We start from the raw sequence: 16410 nt of genomic DNA on the forward strand, positions 1-16410 counted from the left end.
AAGATAGGGCTAGATTCTAGCCCAAATTCACAGCTTTAGGGTGGCTTTTATAAAAGGAATGGTAAGTTTTCGCTGTGCAGCCATAGATGCATGGTCTAACTTGTCTAAAACATCCAACAATGCGCGCATATCTCGACTTAATCTGGTCAGTAAAAATCGAGCACATTCGTCACTTAATTCAAGCCCCCGCATGTTCGCACGCTTAACCAATGCTTCAGCTTTGTCATCATCACTCATCGAACGAATTTGGAACGTGGTCCCCCAAGTAAGGCGCGATTCTAAATCCGGCAGTGTAATATTGAGCATGTTAGGTAGTAAATCGGCGGTCATAACAAGACACTTTCCAGCCTCGTTAAAACGGTTAAAAAAATTAAATAGTGCTTTTTCCATCGCGTCATCACCAGCGACTAAATGAACATCATCTATGCAAACAACATCCAATGCATCTAACCCTTCTAGCACATCCGGGCCAAATTTAATTACTTCACGCAGCGATAACAAAATAGTTGAGAGCCCGAGCTCCTGCGCATGAATACATGTTGCGTACAACAAATGCGATTTGCCAGAGTCAGCTAAACCGCACAAATAAGTAAACTGAAAGTCTTTTTGAATATCACTGAGTGCTTTTTTTAAATGCGTTACTTCCAGTGATTTTTCACCTCCAAAATAGGAGGTAAAGGTTTCATCATCAGGCAAAGTAACAGGTAAAGCTAACTGCATAGGATCTAACATTATTGCTGCCCTACCCAGCTATACCTTAAATTCGAGGAGCTTACCACTTGGTGAAAGGCTCGTGGGTCAACATAAACCTCAAAAGATTGCTCCAATTTGAGTGACTTTTGCAAATCTGATACCGACGATAAATGTTCTACTTCAAACTGCACTTGTTGTTTGTTGCGATAAATCACATCGACGCTATTTACTGTACTAATGGTCAATAACTCTCTTTTAGCTCGTTCTATTTTGTCAAAGGTCCTTAGCCCATCCACAGTGATCACTGTGCTGTTCGTCGCATATGATTTAGTTGGGTCAATAATATATTCGCTCGCCAACGCAGCTGACATGTCGTTGACCATGGCGATAAGTAGTTGTTGTTTATCGCCAACCAGTTGCACCGATTCAAACATATCCGCGTCTGTATAACGCCAATCTAATTGCCAACTGCTTGAGTTCGGTTGTTTGAAAAGACGTCCTGTGATCACCCGCTCTGCGTTGTAACGCGCCGATGCCGCTTCAACTGGCTCTGAGAAATTTCCCCACACCTCTGCAATTCCAACTTGAGCGCGATCAGTTAGATCCATCAGTGGCACAACCACTGGGATCCCCCACTCCGCTGCTGTGTCGTATATTAGACGCTCTAACTGCGGATAACTTTCTTGCGTGACAAAGTCTCTTCGTAGGTTGTCTTCGATGACGAGCCAAATAGCAATTAGTGGGCGTCTATTTCCCCACAAGCCAAAGCCGCTTTCTCGAACTAAATTCTCAACTTTTTCAGCTTCAAATCGCACTCGGATCTTAAGTTCTTGGTTGCTGTGCTCTATGTACTCATACTTGAGCATATAGTCAGAGATCCGCCGCTTACTTTTTTTGATCAAAGGGTGATTGCTGTGTCCCGCCTTGCCCGTGAGCTTTTTAATTACTTGATCAAGGGCATCTTGACTCGCTTTCGCTCTGGTCGCACGGGTTTTATCATCCACCACAAGCGTTGCTTCATATAGATCTGTTACTTCTATCGCGATCGCGGATCCGCACATCCAAAATAGACAAATTAAGAAGAGTTTTTGTGCCATTAGCAACCATCTAAACAAAAATAAAGTTTGATCCTAATGCAATCATACACGCTGGTAAAGCTGTGGCGATACATTTACTTGGCAAAATAGATCTGATTTTTCCCTCTGCCTTTTGCTTCGTATAGGGCAAGATCCGCATCATGGATTAATGCCTGAGCATCAAATGATTGATTAATGACTGATGCAATACCAATACTGCACCCACACTGCACCTCAATACCCGAGTCTAATTTAATTGGTGCAGAGAGTGATTGTAACATGCGTTCAGCAAGTAAAGTCAGTGACTGGCGCTCTATTTGTTCTGTCAACATTACTACAAACTCATCACCACCTAATCGGCAAATAAAGTCGTAGCTTCTCAATGTTTGAATTAAACGATCACTTACCGTTTTGAGCACAAGATCGCCACTTTGATGACCATGGTTATCATTTACAGGCTTAAAATCATCAAGATCTAGATATAAAATATAAACTAACGTGTCATTACGCTGTGAACGTGCTGACAGTCGCTCCAACTCCTTAAATAAATACTTTCGATTGGCAAGTCCCGTAAGGCTATCATGCAAAGAGTCATGCTCTAATTGTTGTTGGAGTGATTCCCTGACTTCTATTTCGTGTTCCAATTTGTTTAAGCTTTCTTTTAACTCTGAGGTGCGCTCTTGCACTTTCACTTCCAACTCAGATTGGTAATTTTGCAACGCTCGGTTGGCCTCAATTAAGGCCTGTTGATTATTGAATGCATCAAGCGCTGAGGAGATCACATGACTAATGGTGTACAGCACGTCCACAATCATTCCCGAATATTCATTTTCTTTTCGATAAGACTGAATAATAAACGCGCCAAGATGTTGATTGCGGTTAACTAGCGGAAAACAAAGCCACTGCTTTGGCACCGAGCCCAGTATGCTGACCTCATTTGATTCAATTAACTGCTCTATGTCTTTTTGTTTAAAATTACATACCTTGTGAGACTTTAACGCAAATGCAGTCAACGAGTGCGAAATATCGTCTAAGGACAGATTATCCAGCTCTTCTGCTTGAATATCATCTTTTACATCGTGAAAGTATGGGAAAGATAAACGGCCATTCTCTTGATATAAAACAACATAAAAATTATCTGCGTAGGTTACTTTTTGTAAGATGCAATGAATATCCAATAAGAAGCGTTGAATTGAATCAGATGTATTCAAACACGCTACTATGTCCGTCATGCTATCGATCACATAGCCGCTATCTACTGCCTCTACAGCTATTTTTTCCATCGCGTATCCCTCTGTAACTTGTTGACGCTATTCACTAAGCCTAACTGCTCAAAGTTTAGTCAAAACTTTAACCTTTTGCAGTATTTGAAAAATGACACATTTATGTAAACATTATAATTTACACTAAATTTACAAAAACAATAATTATATGAACACCTTCATGGACCGACAAACATTCATTGTCTTGCATGTGGTTGCCATTCTTGTGGTTATCGGCAACATCATAACAGGCTTTAGAATTGCCATCATTAGTCAAGATTGGTTAACACCTATCTCTGTCTTGTTACCGCAAGGTGCGATGCATATATGGCATCTGGGCTTTGCAGTGGGTATTACACTCCTAATTATATACTACGTTTGCTATTCCATTCGTAGCCCCTTGCGAAGCTATCCTTCAACATATCACAAATTGATAAACTATCTAGGTTATATCGCACTGCTGTCTGCTACACTATCTGGTTGGTGTATTTGGGCAAATATTTACAGCCAAATTTTTCGGCCTATCCACCAAATTGCAATGTGGCTGATGATCGCCTATTTCGTTTTGCATGCGTGGATGTACATATTGCAAAAAGGTCGTACCGTACTGTCAGTATTACTTCCTAAACGCTTAAATTTGCGCCACTGCAGTGGGATAGTCTGCTTGGTCGCAGTTGGATATTTTATTCATACGTTGACCCTAAATGCCAGCCATCAGCTAAATGTATTAACCATTGAAGATTCGGTACTCATCGACATTGATGGAAAAGCCAATGAACCTCAGTGGCAACAAGCTCCCACCTTTACTGTGACTACCATAGGTGGCGCAAACTTTACCGATGGTGCAACGCAAGTGTCCATAAAAGCGCTGGCAAATCAATATGAGAGCTACTTTCTGATATCTTGGCTAGATGAGTCTAAAAGTACCAATCACTTACCCTTGCTAAAAACAGACAATGGTTGGCAGGTACAGGAAAATGGCTTTTATCGATTTGACGAGCGCACCTTTTACGAAGATAAATTTGCAGTGATGCTTTCAAGTGGATGCGAAATCGCTGGAGACAAAACCTTTCATTCTGGCGATAAGCCAATCAAAAACAAGCCTAAAAACTGGCACGGCAAAGGTTATCACGCCAGCTTAGACGGCCATGTTCGTGACTTATGGCACTGGAAGGCGGTTAGGACCAATGACATGTACCTAGCCGATGATAATTTTATAGGTCCACCTAGTGAGCACCTCAAGGGCAAGCGCAGATACTCAGCAGGATATCAAGCAGACGGAAAAGAAAGCGGTGCTTATGTAATGAATTGGCAATGGTACAGCGCCAAAGGCATATCGCCAAAACGCTTGCCTAATACGCCGCAATCACACCTAGAAGTACTGCCTTGGTTTGGCTCTAAACCCTATCAGGAAACACAAGATACCTATCCAGTTGGTACTTTTTTACCTTCCGTTTTGTATCGTTCTAATCGATTTGAAGGCGATCGAGCTGACGTTCGAGCCCGAGGGGAATGGTCTAACGGGCGTTGGACGCTGGAACTAGTTAGAAAACACAATACTCACTCTCAGTATGACATTCCACTGCAAACAGGCACATGTATGTGGGTATCGGCGTTTGATCACGCACAAATTGCGCATACACGCCACATAAAAGCAATCAAGCTGAGGTATTCACTGTGATCCGAAGACTCATACTATCCGCCATAATCGTTACCCTATTCATCGGTATTTGCTTATTGCCGCAAGCTCAACCCAAATTGAGCCAACATAAACGCTTTACCAAAGTGACCTATGACGGTGTACACCTCTCGCCTTGGCAGGGCCCTTGGGCCTGCGTATTAGATAAACAAAATCAATTATTGTGGGAAGTAAAAACTGACAACGAAAGCATCCATGATGGTTATTGGACTTACTCTTGGTTTGATGGCGTGCAAGGGAAGCGCAACTTCGGTGACTGTTACTATGAACCCGATCGCTGCGATACCAGCGATCTGATCCGTCGCACCAATGAACAAACACTCTGTGATCAAAGTAATTGGCGATTGCCCACGGCCACCGAGCTTAGCAGCTTAATTCAAAACCCAACATCGCCGGCTCAACCTCATATCGCCAATGACTTTTTTATTCACATCAAACAGGGAGACTATTGGACATCCGAACATAATCAGCCTTTGCCAAAGCAATATCGACAGAAAGGGGTTGGCGCTACCGCAATTAACTTTCATTTTGGTAAGCGCTATACACTCCCATATCGAAACGCCGCATTTGTGATGCTGGTCGCAGATCTACCAGCAGCAAATACTTCACCGCAGATAAGTCGTCGCACAACTATTACACAACATAAACAGGAATAAGCACTATGAGAGCGCTTTATTTAGGCCTCACGTCAACGATACTCATGGCAGGTACCAGCTATGCTGGTAGTGATTATCATCGTATTATTTGGGATGGAAACCCGAGTAGCCAAGCTACTATTGGATTTACGCCTGCCGGCGGGTCAAACCATGTCGTCAAATATGGCACAAGTACAAACGAGTCCAGCTGGACAACCAAATCGGTAACCGCTAGCCATACCTTTGACGGCAGTTTAAGTAGCCAATTTGTCAAACTAACTGGGCTGCCTGCTGACTCAGCCATCTATTATCGTGTCTGTGATAGCACAGGATGTGGCCAGCACTTGTGGTTTAAAACTGCGCCAAATACAACATCAACTGGCTTTGTTGCCATTGCTGGCGGTGACACACGGACTGGTTGGACAACACGTCGTGCCGGAAATCAAATGGTTGCGAAAATTCGTCCCCTGTTCATTATGCACGGTGGCGACTATACCAATGCCAACTCAGCTTCAGAGATGAAAGAGTACCTCAAAGACTGGCAACTGACTTTCTCTAACGACCAAATAGGCGGACAAAGTTATAAACGAGTTTACCCATTTATTGCCACCCATGGTAATCATGAAGACGATAACTACAAAACGTTATGCCAAGTATTTGGTGTCGATTATGATAGCGATGGCCAATGTACCAATAAGGACACCTATGGCGCATTTAATGTGACCAATCTCTTACGTGTTTATACGTTAAATAGCCAATATAAAAACAGCGGCTGGTCAAGCTATGCGACAGCCATGAACAATTGGCTAAAACAAGACTTACAAAGCCAAGGTGGCAATGCTAAATGGCGCGTCGCGCAATACCACAAACCTATGTACCCGCACTATTCAGGCAAGTCGGACAACACCATTTTACATACTTGGTGGGCAAACAGCTTTTTCGACAATGCAATGAACTTAGTGGTTGAATCAGATACCCATATCAACAAAATTACCGAAGCGTTAAAACCTTCGGGCAGCAACTTTGTCAAAACCACAACCGGCGGTACAGTTTATGTTGGAGAAGGTAGTTGGGGAGCACCAGCACGCTCAGCCAATGACCCAAAATCATGGACCATTGACCTTGCAAGCATACAGCAATTCAAAGTTTTGTCCGTTACCCCGTCAAAAATGGAAGTGAGAACTGCTCAGTTTGCTTCTTCCACGAATACTTTGACTCGCGAACAACGTGCTGCGGATCCTCTTGCACTGCCAAGTAACGTAAACTGGTGGTATGCAAGTGGGCTAGGTGACGTATTACCTCTGGTGCAAAGTGCAACAGGATTATCCATCATTGATACACCAGATAAACCGCTTCCCAATGTGCTTGAAAATGACGTACCTGCCACAGGTTTGAGCGGAGCAAAAGGCAGCAAAGTCATTTACACCATGGACGTACCAGCCAATGCTAATCAATTGTCTTTCACATCCAGCGGTGGAACTGGTGATGTCGACATGTATGTTAAGTTTGGCGCAGAGCCAACAACATCCAGTTATGACTGTCGTCCATATAAAGATGGCAATAATGAGTCTTGTACTATCTCAACAGTTCAAACTGGTACTTATTATGTCATGCTTAATGGATATGCCGCGTATAGTGGTGTTTCTTTGGTTGGCTCCTACAGCACAGTAACTAACCCGGGTAACAAGCAGCAATGGACAGGTCTTTCAGCGAACAAATCTAATTGGAACTTCAAAACTTTTGAAGTACCCGCAGGGGCCAGTAAGCTCACAGTTAAAATTAGTGGTGGTACGGGGGATGCCGATCTGTATATTCGCTTAAACAGTCAACCTACTACATCAAGTTATGAGTGCCGCCCTTACGAAAATGGTAATACTGAAACGTGTACCATTACCAACCCTGGTGCGGGCACATGGCACTTAGGTGTTAGAGCGTATGAGGCATATAGTGGCGTAACACTCAGCGCTGAATATTAATCAAAGCACAATTTGCCTCTTGTGAAGTTGAAGATTGCCCATATTATGTTGGGCATAATCACAAGGGGCAATTTATGAACTTTTTACATACCATGGTGCGCGTAAAAGATTTAGACGCATCACTTAAGTTTTACTGCGACCTATTGGGGCTCGTAGAAATCAAACGCAAAGAAAGCGAAAAAGGTAGATTCACTCTGGTTTTTTTAGCAGCACCAGGTCAACTTGAACAAGCAAAAGAAACTTTCTCACCTACCATTGAGCTTACATATAACTGGGATACCGAAGATTATACTGGTGGCAGAAACTTCGGCCATCTCGCATTTGCAGTCGATGACATTTATGCCCTTTGTGAAAAAATTCAACAAGCAGGGGTGACCATTAACCGCCCGCCTCGATGCGGCCATATGGCATTTATCCAATCACCTGATGGGATCTCTATCGAACTTTTACAAAAAGATGAGCCACTTCCCCCTCAAGAGCCTTGGCTTTCAATGCCAAACACGGGGTCTTGGTAACTAAATCAAAGCGGGTATCAAGCCCGCTACGTCAATCCGCAATATGGTAAGAGCTCACCAACTCTTTCATGTATTTTTTGAACCCTATCGAGCCCGTTGTATTGAGTAGCTGGGTAAATTTTTGCTTTTGCGATTTTGGCACAAGTAGTGCTCTGTAGTACTTTTGATGAGCTTGATGTGACAGTGACAGACTCGTCCACCAGCCGTTTTTCTTAGCAAAGTAAAAAAATGTCGGTCGGCTTACAACCGCAAAGTCCAGTTGTTGCTGTAAAATAAGCTCTAGCAGCTGCTTTTCACTTTTTGCATTAACACGTGTGAGCTTTTCGCGTCGTTCTGCTTCAGCTAATTTTGGATAAAAGTACCCTTCAACACCGCCATATTTTTTGCCATGTAAGGACGTTTGATCATGGTACTCAAACGGGGTTTTGATACTCGAGACAAATTCATCTGTATCGTAAAAAAGTGGATCGCTCCAAATAAACTTTTGCAGCTCAATATCGCCAAACCATGCCGGGTTTACACCTAATACAGCTCCTTCCAAGCGGTCTCTATCCAGAGCTTGGCGGATCTGCTCTTTTGTTAAAAGCACCAGCTCATATTTTATATTTGGCTGAAACTCATTCAGCAAATTGACGATATCAAAATACAGGCCTTTTTTAGCAGTTAAGCTCTCTATATAAGGCGGCTTATCATGATATGTATACAGATTGAGTCGTTCAGGTTGCGCCCCCATCACTTTTAATGACGTCAAGACAACCCCACACAGCAAAAGTATCTTTAGCAACATAAACTCTAATAATGACTAAACGGTTCTAAGATTAAATTTATCTTGTCGCCGTTCAGTCATCAAGTTTTAAACAATAAAGTTAGCTGCAATTCCCCTCATTATACTTAACAAGTAGCGTTGCGCCCTGATGGGTACCGGATACTTTGAGATACCCCCAGTACTGACTTTGCCCAGATAAGTTGATGCACTCCCCATTGCCCTCATTTGTCGAACGAGCTTCCACATTTGACTCATTTGGCCAACCTTGATTGCTATATTCTAAACTAAGGTCTCCACTGCCATGCGCAGTTTCAATACTAATTGAGCCTTGTCCTTGAACATTCTCCAAGCTAAACCACAGTGACTCTTGGCTTGCCATACAAATTGGTGTGCCCGCTGTCACTCTTCCACCAGATAAACCGCCTTGAGTTTTACATACATCTGGTAGAGTTGCACTAGGCCCTGTGAAATCGGCAACTAATGTGACGTTGTCAAATGCATTGTAACCACGCAACATAACGAAGTAGTCACCACTTAGTGGCAGTGCAATGTCGCAGCGCTCAGCATTGCCGCCGACATATGGACGACAGTCATAGTCATTCAGTGTGGGGAGTTGCCCATGTCTAACATAAAGATCTGCATCACCAGTTCCTCCAGACATTGCCACTGACAGATCCGTCGCACCAGCAGGTAGGTTAATCTTGAAGTATTTTAACGCATCTTGCTGTCCAGCTACCGAAACTGCCTGTGCCTTTTGTAATACAACGACTTCATCACCGCTTTGAGATACTGAAACGGTAGTCGATGCACTGGTTTGCGCACCTTGCGGATCACTCACTGTTAGTGAAACATTGAAAGTTCCTGCACTACGATAGCTATGTCGTGGGTTTGCATCCGTACTTTGATTACCATCACCAAACTGCCACAAGTAAGACAGAGCTTGACCTTCCGGATCGGAACTACCTTGGCTACTAAATACTACGTCACTGCCGACGCTTCCAGAATAAGGACCATTGATTGATACAATCGGCGCTTTGTTGTCACTACCCCCAGCGAGCTCCTGCGTCCACTGCGTAAACTCTTGATCATAACGCTGTGCCCACTCATCAACGGTGGCTTTGTAACCTGACCAATTTCCCTGCCGAGTTTGAGAGAGCATGACTTTGAGCTCTTCAAAGTGCCGTTCGAACATAAAGCGGACAGCCAGATAACCCCAGCGATAGATCCTATCCTGATCGAACCCAGCATACGTGGTCGAAAAAATTTCATTCAATCGATAAGTGCTGCCATCTTTAATGGTATCAATGGCCGCTTGATTGTCATTTAAGTTAGCAACATATTCAGCCACCCCTTCACTCCACCACACGATGGCTTCTGTTGGCGCATTGAAATCTCCATATAAATCAAATCGGCCATCAAGATAGTGAACATACTCGTGCTCTAGATTCCATACAAAGTGATCCGCTTTTGCATAGCTCGCTTCATAGGCTACAAAGTTTGCTTGGTTGCCGACTTTACTCGGATCACCTTCGAGATACATACCGCCATTATTGGTGTCTATTTTAAATATCGCTTTGGCGTATTTGCCATAATCACCACTGCTATCAAAAATATTAACTTGCAGCATGGTGTTATTGTCATCGGCTACAGGGATTTGATTGGTAGCTAACATGTTATGAAAGCGGGTCTCTTCTAACGCCATTGTTTGGCAAGCCGAAAGATGTTGCCCCGGTGTCATATTTTGTGATCTAATCCTTATCGTGGGGCTACATTGATGAGTTTGAGACAGCGCCTTTTCCGTCAGTGCTTGTTCAAAATTACATATGCCAAACGTTTCACAATCCGCATAGTAAGTGGCGACATCGGCAGCTGCCAACCATATACCATCACCGTAGCCAAAACTTTGGTAACGGCTAAAAAGCCCTTTTAGAGCAGTATCGATAAGCGGTTGTATAGGCGCATTCTTGTAAGTTTTTAGTCTCGCCAGCTCGCTGGCTGAGTTTACTATCAAGTATTCTGCGTCTGAACCAATCATCCAACTTTGCTTAGTAAATGCTTCTAACGTTGCGACTAGATCGGTATCCGATTGCACCAATGTCACAAATTCATTGTTCCATTGGCCTCGATAAAGAATGGTAAATACTCCATTTACCGCACTACGCATATGCCACTTGTCCGCATAACTCTGGTCCCATTTTTTTAACCAAGATTTTACAACAGGTAGGTAAATGTCTTGCATTTCTGACGAGTCCATTGTGGTGATGACTTCTTTGAGCACCTCACCGTGGGCATCAGAATTGTTATAAAAGTGCTGATTATTAACAAAACCGTCTATGGCACTGCGCACAACCGCCTTTAACTCAGCGCCAAAACTGACTGAATCATTGTAAAACTCAACATAGTACCCTGCTCGAATAAAGAGAAATAACGCTTCAAGTTCCGCACTGCCGTTGCCATCGTAGTTAGCAGCCAATGACTTTGCATATTGTGCAGCTGCGCTCATTTTAGCTGTGGTAAATACAGATGTTTGAATCGTACTGGAGGCACTAAATAATTCATTGACGCAACTTGCACCTTGTTGCACTACTGCTGCTGCAATATCACCAGCACCAGCCTGCGCGAGTTGATTAATATCGCATTGAAGTACAGCGACATTGCTCGCAGATACCATCATAGGTGTTGTTAAAATAGTTTGTGTGCTATGCCTATATTCAGTTTGCGCCGTTGGTGAGTCATCACGATGCTGTGACTTATGCTCGTCACCATGGCTTAATTGAATTGGCTGTGATGTTGTCAATGGTTTAAACGTACGCTGTGCAGCGTCATGAGCATGTATTTGTAAACTACATGCCAACAGCGGCATTGATAAAGCAATTGCTTTTAGTTTCATAATATTACCTTTTTATGTGTGTATCCAAACCCGCTAACCGGGAACACTTTTTTAACATAAACGCAATATTGCATACAATATATTTTATATATTATTATTTCATAAACAGCGTATTAAATTCTTTATTTTGGTATTTAGAAAACTGAATTATTCTTCAAAAGACACGTGTTTTAGCATCGATGTTACTCAGCTAAAACAGGTTAAACGAGGAGCTTATAAACACATATCAGCCCAATAGGTATGCGATGTTAAGTTGGACAAATTACTGCGTCATTGAGTTATCTAAATATTGAATATGAACAATACCTTGGTTTCGCATGGTGACAAGCAAAGTCTGCTTTTCTAGCCGCAATGGGTAGTCACCATCAGGTAAATTTCTTTTAGTCAGATTATTTAACCCAGTAATTAAACCATAGGTATCAAATGAAGTGCTCTCAGAGGTATTCGCTTGTCCGCGATTTTTTAAATAGTCGACTCCTTTATCGACACACCCATCCACCACGGATTTAGCTATTTTTCTACTAGCTTCATTCTTCAAAGCTTTAAAAAATAATGATTTAAATATAGTTACAATCATAATTGCGCCCTAGCACTGAAACTTAACTTCATTGTGACATATGAAATTATTACACTCCATTACAGCTTAAATTTAAGCACTTTTTTGATTGAAGATCCGTCACGAATTGGATACAAATCGTATCTAAATGTGTTTTTGAATACATTCGCTACAATCTAGAGCAATGTGACCTTGATATCTCGCCATTTTTTTTTATCACAAAGCGGATCACCGTCAAGTTTCATATAATGAGCAGCGCCGCCTTCAGTATTAAAACTAGCTATTTTTGCATGCCATGCGGCACCATGGGTAACGGCCCTAAGCGCTTCTGTTGGAGTAATACATTGTCCAGGGTCAAGTGTCCGCTCATCACAAGAGTAGTTGTGGGGCATAGCCTCAATGTCACGCTCTGTTGCTATCTCTGCTAGCCGGAGAGGGCTAACAGGCTCTCGAGGAAAGTCACTGTGTAAGCACAAATTACTGCCGTTGCGTAAAATACTGCTACAGGGCACAAATAGCTCGTCATAGTGATAGTCATGTACCCATTTATACCCACACGTGGCTAAGCGACCCACCGTCAGAGCGACGGAAGTGGTCTTATTCAAACGCGTTAACTGTGGAGTCTTCATCACCTCACAGTGATCCAAGCGAGCCAATTCATCTATGTAACTTTGATATGTATAGTAAGCTGAAAAAGCCCGCTGAGAGGGCTCATTCGATACCAGGTTTTTGAACAAGAGATCAACAAAGTGGCTTTGTAGTGCCACTTCAAAGTGACTCACACCTTGTTTACGCCCAAGTTCAACTATGGCACCGAATGTTTCTGGCAAAGCGTTCAAATGCCATAATAACTCTTTTTCACTGAATGCCCACGGCAACATAGACATTCCCTCAGCGTTGACGTAGCCATGCTTGTTTATTGAATCAATAAAGCTCTTGAACGAAGGTGAGTGACCAATCGCACTTTGCCTGATTTGGTTGATTAGCGCAGAATTGACAAAAGCCACTGAAAAGTTATTGCTAACAATACAAACTGGACGACCCAAATCAAGCGCATCAAGCGCCGCTACATTCAGCTCCCCCAAAGGCTTGCCCCAATTAAGCAAATATGGATCTAAACCAAAGCAGAATAAGCAGTCATGTTTGTCTAAACTGCAATTTAAGTAATCAAGCGCGTTGTGTACATAATCTAAGTTATAATCTTGGAGTACCCGCTTTGCACTGCCACACAAGCCAAATAAACCAAGATCTGCATAATGTCGACACAATGCAGACTCCACAAGATAACAGTGCACGTTAACGCAACTCGGCGCAATGGCTTCCCCGGGCGGCAACCGATGCAGTCTCACCATCGCCGAATGAGATTTAGCACTGCCATAAACATCAGCAAATGAGCCAAAACCCAGTAATTGACCATTATAGATAGAGATTGCCTCAACCGTGTTTAAAACCTCTGAAAACTCTCGATATATGACGCTGCCATGGCGAGCGTCGTAAATATCAATATAGGGACCAGATTCAACGTGGGCACAGACGTTATCATAAGATTGAATTAGAGACGGTGTGTATTTATCCGCAAGTCGATTAAGCCATGTCTGAATAAATGAGCTTTCCATCGGGTGATTTTGCAACATGGGGTTGAGAAAGTGCATTGTAGGCTCACTCCTAGTGTCATTTATTGACAGGCTCAACATGGAATTTCGGCTAATACGCTTGTCTATGCGTGCTTAATTGCTTTAGGCTAGCCAACTGTATGAATAAAGAACATTACACCTTATTACAGTCCCAAGTGTAAGCTATACACCTCAATGCAATATCTTTGACGATAAACTCAGCATACTTTCGCAATTACTCCTTCAAACTACTTCATGTCACACTTAGGCGTGTGCGCAAGGTCACTTTTGCTGTACACTAGACGAAAATCAAAAGTGTCCTTTATTCGTTAACTTAATCAATTACTTGGAAGTAAAATGGCAAATTTTTCTACTCACCTTAAAGCATCGACTGTAGTGAGTGCGACTTTGAGCTCTGTGTTGCTTAGTATGGGAGAGATCAATGGTTTTGGGGCACTTGGACTGTTCATCGTTGGTGCACTTGCAGGTCTATTACCCGATCTTGATTCAGACAAATCCAGATCCTTGAATAGTCTGTTTAGCGTATTTGCAATTTTGGTTGCTGGTATCCTTATACTCAATTACAAATTTAGTTCGGTGACTGAAACTTGGTTAGTAGGATTGCTGGTCTACGTCACCTTTATGTATCTCATAAAACCCATTTTTGAACACTTTACGGTCCATCGAGCAACACTGCATTCAATATCTGCCGTTGTGATGTTTAGTTTGCTTACATTTCACGGCTCTATTCTGTTCAGTACCTCATTACACACCGCATTGTTGACCAGCATTTTTGTATGCACGGGTGCGCTAACACACCTGATCTTAGATGAGTGCTATAGCGTCGACATTGACAATAAAGAGCTCAAGGCTTCTTTTGGCACGGCAATGAAACTGCTCGATTTAAGGTACCCTATTACCTCCTTGTCACAGGTCGCTGTGTCAGCTGGCTGTATTTACTTTGCTATGCCTTATTTTGCCGACATTACATCACTGCTCATTGACTGGTCAGATAAACTGCAAGCACTCAGCTTTTTTCCTGACTTAGAAAATCTATCTTGGCCTAAACTGTTTTCTTAGTCGCGACATTACCGCCAAAGGCCCTGTAAGTGAGGTCTATGCAAACTTTACTGTACATTTGAATTCGGCGTAGTAATTTCGTATACATGCCAATTTGTGGTAAGTTACGCCCTCAAAATTATTCGTTACCTTAAATAAAGGATATCCGATGGCTGAGTTTTTTAACCAAATCAGCGGCCTGTTGTGGGGACATATTCTTATATATCTACTCATCGCAGCTGGTGTTTTCTTTACAATACGACTTGGGTTTATTCAATTTGCCCAGTTTCCACACATGATCAAAGTCATGGCCAATAGCCGAAATAACGCAGGCGAAGGGATCTCCTCTTTCCAAGCCTTTTGTACATCACTCGCAGCACGTGTTGGCACTGGTAATATGGCGGGCGTTGCTGTTGCACTCTATTTAGGCGGCGCTGGCGCAATCTTTTGGATGTGGTTAATTGCACTCATTGGTATGGCGACCAGCTTTGCTGAAAGTGCACTAGCTCAGCTTTATAAAATCAAAGATGAAGAGGGTAACTACCGCGGTGGCCCTGCTTATTATATGCAATACGGCCTTAACAAGCGTTGGATGGGGATCTTGTTCTCACTCTGTCTTATCCTAGCTTTTGGCTTAGTATTTAACGCAGTACAATCAAATTCCATTGCAGCAGCTTTTGAAGTGGCATTCGATGTACCTAAGTATGTAATGGGTATTTTGCTGGTTATTGGCTCTGCTGTCATCATTTTTGGTGGCCTTAAAACCATCGCTCGTTTTGCTGAGCTTGTTGTGCCATTTATGGCATTGGCTTACTTGATGGTGGCACTTTATGTTTGCTTCAGCAATTTTGAGCTGCTCCCAGGAGTATTTATGCAGGTCATCAATAGCGCCTTTGGACTCGAGCAAGCCGCTGGTGGTGCAGTAGGCTACGCAGTCATGCAGGCTATGATCCAAGGTATTAAACGCGGCTTATTCTCTAATGAAGCAGGTATGGGTAGCGCCGCAAATGCTGCGGCCAGTGCAACGCCTAACCCAAACCACCCAGCATCACAAGGCTATGTACAAATGCTTGGTGTATTCGTAGATACCATTGTTATATGTAGTGCGACGGCGGCACTGGTTTTACTTTCAAACCAGCTTGTGCCCGACTCAGGCGTAACTGGTATTGCGCTTACACAGGCCGCGTTGGTTGAACACGTAGGTGAATGGGGTGCAATCTTCATCGCAGTGGCTATTTTCTTCTTCGCATTTACGTCTATCGTGGCAAATTACAGTTACGCTGAAACCAACTTGATGTTCTTACAAGAGAACAAAATGGCGATGATGGTGTTCCGTATTTGTGTGTTAGGCATGGTGATGTTTGGTGCCGTAGGTGAACTAGGCCTTATTTGGACACTTGCAGATATCTCTATGGGCCTAATGGCCATTGTTAACGTCGCTGCGCTATTTATGCTATCTGGCATTGTTATTTGGCTTGCCAAAGACTATAGGGCACAGCTAAAAGAAGGCAAAACGCCTAAGTTTGACCCTAGTAGTCGACCAGAGATAGCTAAAACCCTACCTAAAGGAATTTGGCGCAATTAATATTTGCTCTTTAAAAAAAGCGGCGGTCAATCTGCCGCTTTTTTGATTTCCCCGCATTCCCTCACTGTTTCAATCACAACGTCTC

General features: G+C 43.0%; 13 protein-coding genes. 6 read left to right on the forward strand and 7 right to left on the reverse strand.

Annotated features, from left to right (window positions below):
- Positions 1-27 precede the first annotated feature (27 nt).
- The 3 genes from hda to MHN81_RS02420 form a co-directional block, all read right to left on the reverse strand.
- Positions 28-732, reverse strand: coding sequence for a DnaA regulatory inactivator Hda (gene hda / locus MHN81_RS02410; RefSeq protein ID WP_023400416.1), 705 nt, complete (start codon positions 730-732; stop codon positions 28-30).
- On the reverse strand, positions 732-1790 hold the full coding sequence (locus MHN81_RS02415; RefSeq protein WP_023400415.1) for a DUF2066 domain-containing protein: 1059 nt from the start codon (positions 1788-1790) through the stop codon (positions 732-734). Before MHN81_RS02415 ends, hda begins: the two co-directional genes overlap by 1 nt.
- Positions 1791-1864: 74 nt before the next feature.
- A complete protein-coding gene (locus MHN81_RS02420) occupies positions 1865-3052 on the reverse strand; it encodes a GGDEF domain-containing protein (RefSeq protein ID WP_239424945.1) in 1188 nt (395 codons plus the stop codon).
- Between the two features lie 160 nt (positions 3053-3212).
- Between MHN81_RS02420 and MHN81_RS02425 the strand changes: the two genes are divergently transcribed.
- From MHN81_RS02425 to gloA, 4 genes are all read left to right on the forward strand, one after another.
- Complete coding sequence (locus MHN81_RS02425; protein ID WP_239424946.1) at positions 3213-4712, forward strand: ethylbenzene dehydrogenase-related protein; 1500 nt, start codon at positions 3213-3215, stop codon at positions 4710-4712.
- Positions 4709-5386 carry a DUF1566 domain-containing protein gene (locus MHN81_RS02430; RefSeq protein ID WP_023400412.1) on the forward strand — a complete coding sequence of 226 codons (678 nt, stop codon included), beginning with the start codon at positions 4709-4711 and terminating at the stop codon, positions 5384-5386. The genes MHN81_RS02425 and MHN81_RS02430 overlap by 4 nt, the downstream gene beginning before the upstream one ends.
- Positions 5387-5391: 5 nt before the next feature.
- Positions 5392-7341 carry a pre-peptidase C-terminal domain-containing protein gene (locus MHN81_RS02435; protein WP_239424947.1) on the forward strand — a complete coding sequence of 650 codons (1950 nt, stop codon included), beginning with the start codon at positions 5392-5394 and terminating at the stop codon, positions 7339-7341.
- Positions 7342-7415: 74 nt separating this feature from the next.
- On the forward strand, positions 7416-7856 hold the full coding sequence (gene gloA, locus MHN81_RS02440) for a lactoylglutathione lyase (protein WP_239424948.1): 441 nt from the start codon (positions 7416-7418) through the stop codon (positions 7854-7856).
- A gap of 31 nt (positions 7857-7887) precedes the next feature.
- On the opposite strand, the gene MHN81_RS02445 is transcribed toward gloA, so the two are convergent.
- From MHN81_RS02445 to MHN81_RS02460, 4 genes are all read right to left on the reverse strand, one after another.
- On the reverse strand, positions 7888-8607 hold the full coding sequence (locus tag MHN81_RS02445) for a transporter substrate-binding domain-containing protein (protein ID WP_172642418.1): 720 nt from the start codon (positions 8605-8607) through the stop codon (positions 7888-7890).
- A gap of 115 nt (positions 8608-8722) precedes the next feature.
- Positions 8723-11512 (reverse strand): collagenase, encoded by a 2790-nt coding sequence (locus tag MHN81_RS02450; protein ID WP_239424949.1) that lies wholly within the window; start codon positions 11510-11512, stop codon positions 8723-8725.
- Between the two features lie 262 nt (positions 11513-11774).
- Complete coding sequence (locus MHN81_RS02455; protein WP_239424950.1) at positions 11775-12089, reverse strand: hypothetical protein; 315 nt, start codon at positions 12087-12089, stop codon at positions 11775-11777.
- A 155-nt stretch (positions 12090-12244) separates the two neighbouring features.
- Positions 12245-13720 carry a hypothetical protein gene (locus tag MHN81_RS02460; RefSeq protein WP_239424951.1) on the reverse strand — a complete coding sequence of 492 codons (1476 nt, stop codon included), beginning with the start codon at positions 13718-13720 and terminating at the stop codon, positions 12245-12247.
- 318 nt (positions 13721-14038) lie between these two features.
- Here MHN81_RS02460 and MHN81_RS02465 point away from each other — a divergent pair, with 318 nt between their 5' ends.
- Both MHN81_RS02465 and MHN81_RS02470 read left to right on the forward strand, forming a co-directional pair.
- Positions 14039-14761, forward strand: coding sequence for a metal-dependent hydrolase (locus MHN81_RS02465; RefSeq protein WP_239424952.1), 723 nt, complete (start codon positions 14039-14041; stop codon positions 14759-14761).
- Positions 14762-14909: 148 nt separating this feature from the next.
- Positions 14910-16325 carry a sodium:alanine symporter family protein gene (locus MHN81_RS02470; protein ID WP_239424953.1) on the forward strand — a complete coding sequence of 472 codons (1416 nt, stop codon included), beginning with the start codon at positions 14910-14912 and terminating at the stop codon, positions 16323-16325.
- Positions 16326-16410: the final 85 nt, after the last annotated feature.

The sequence above is a fragment of the Pseudoalteromonas sp. Of7M-16 genome, from assembly GCF_022347805.1.
GTDB classification, from domain to species: domain Bacteria; phylum Pseudomonadota; class Gammaproteobacteria; order Enterobacterales; family Alteromonadaceae; genus Pseudoalteromonas; species Pseudoalteromonas luteoviolacea_F.

Excerpts from the sequence above, each read along its gene's own strand:
- gloA (WP_239424948.1), top strand. The coding sequence starts at position 7,416 with ATGAACTTTTTACATACCATGGTGCGCGTAAAAGATTTAGACGCATCA.
- MHN81_RS02470 (WP_239424953.1), top strand. The coding sequence starts at position 14,910 with ATGGCTGAGTTTTTTAACCAAATCAGCGGCCTGTTGTGGGGACATATT.
- MHN81_RS02425 (WP_239424946.1), top strand. The coding sequence starts at position 3,213 with ATGGACCGACAAACATTCATTGTCTTGCATGTGGTTGCCATTCTTGTG.
- hda (WP_023400416.1), bottom strand. The coding sequence starts at position 732 with ATGTTAGATCCTATGCAGTTAGCTTTACCTGTTACTTTGCCTGATGAT.
- MHN81_RS02460 (WP_239424951.1), bottom strand. The coding sequence starts at position 13,720 with ATGCACTTTCTCAACCCCATGTTGCAAAATCACCCGATGGAAAGCTCA.
- MHN81_RS02420 (WP_239424945.1), bottom strand. The coding sequence starts at position 3,052 with ATGGAAAAAATAGCTGTAGAGGCAGTAGATAGCGGCTATGTGATCGAT.
- MHN81_RS02465 (WP_239424952.1), top strand. The coding sequence starts at position 14,039 with ATGGCAAATTTTTCTACTCACCTTAAAGCATCGACTGTAGTGAGTGCG.
- MHN81_RS02455 (WP_239424950.1), bottom strand. The coding sequence starts at position 12,089 with ATGATTGTAACTATATTTAAATCATTATTTTTTAAAGCTTTGAAGAAT.
- MHN81_RS02415 (WP_023400415.1), bottom strand. The coding sequence starts at position 1,790 with ATGGCACAAAAACTCTTCTTAATTTGTCTATTTTGGATGTGCGGATCC.
- MHN81_RS02435 (WP_239424947.1), top strand. The coding sequence starts at position 5,392 with ATGAGAGCGCTTTATTTAGGCCTCACGTCAACGATACTCATGGCAGGT.
- MHN81_RS02450 (WP_239424949.1), bottom strand. The coding sequence starts at position 11,512 with ATGAAACTAAAAGCAATTGCTTTATCAATGCCGCTGTTGGCATGTAGT.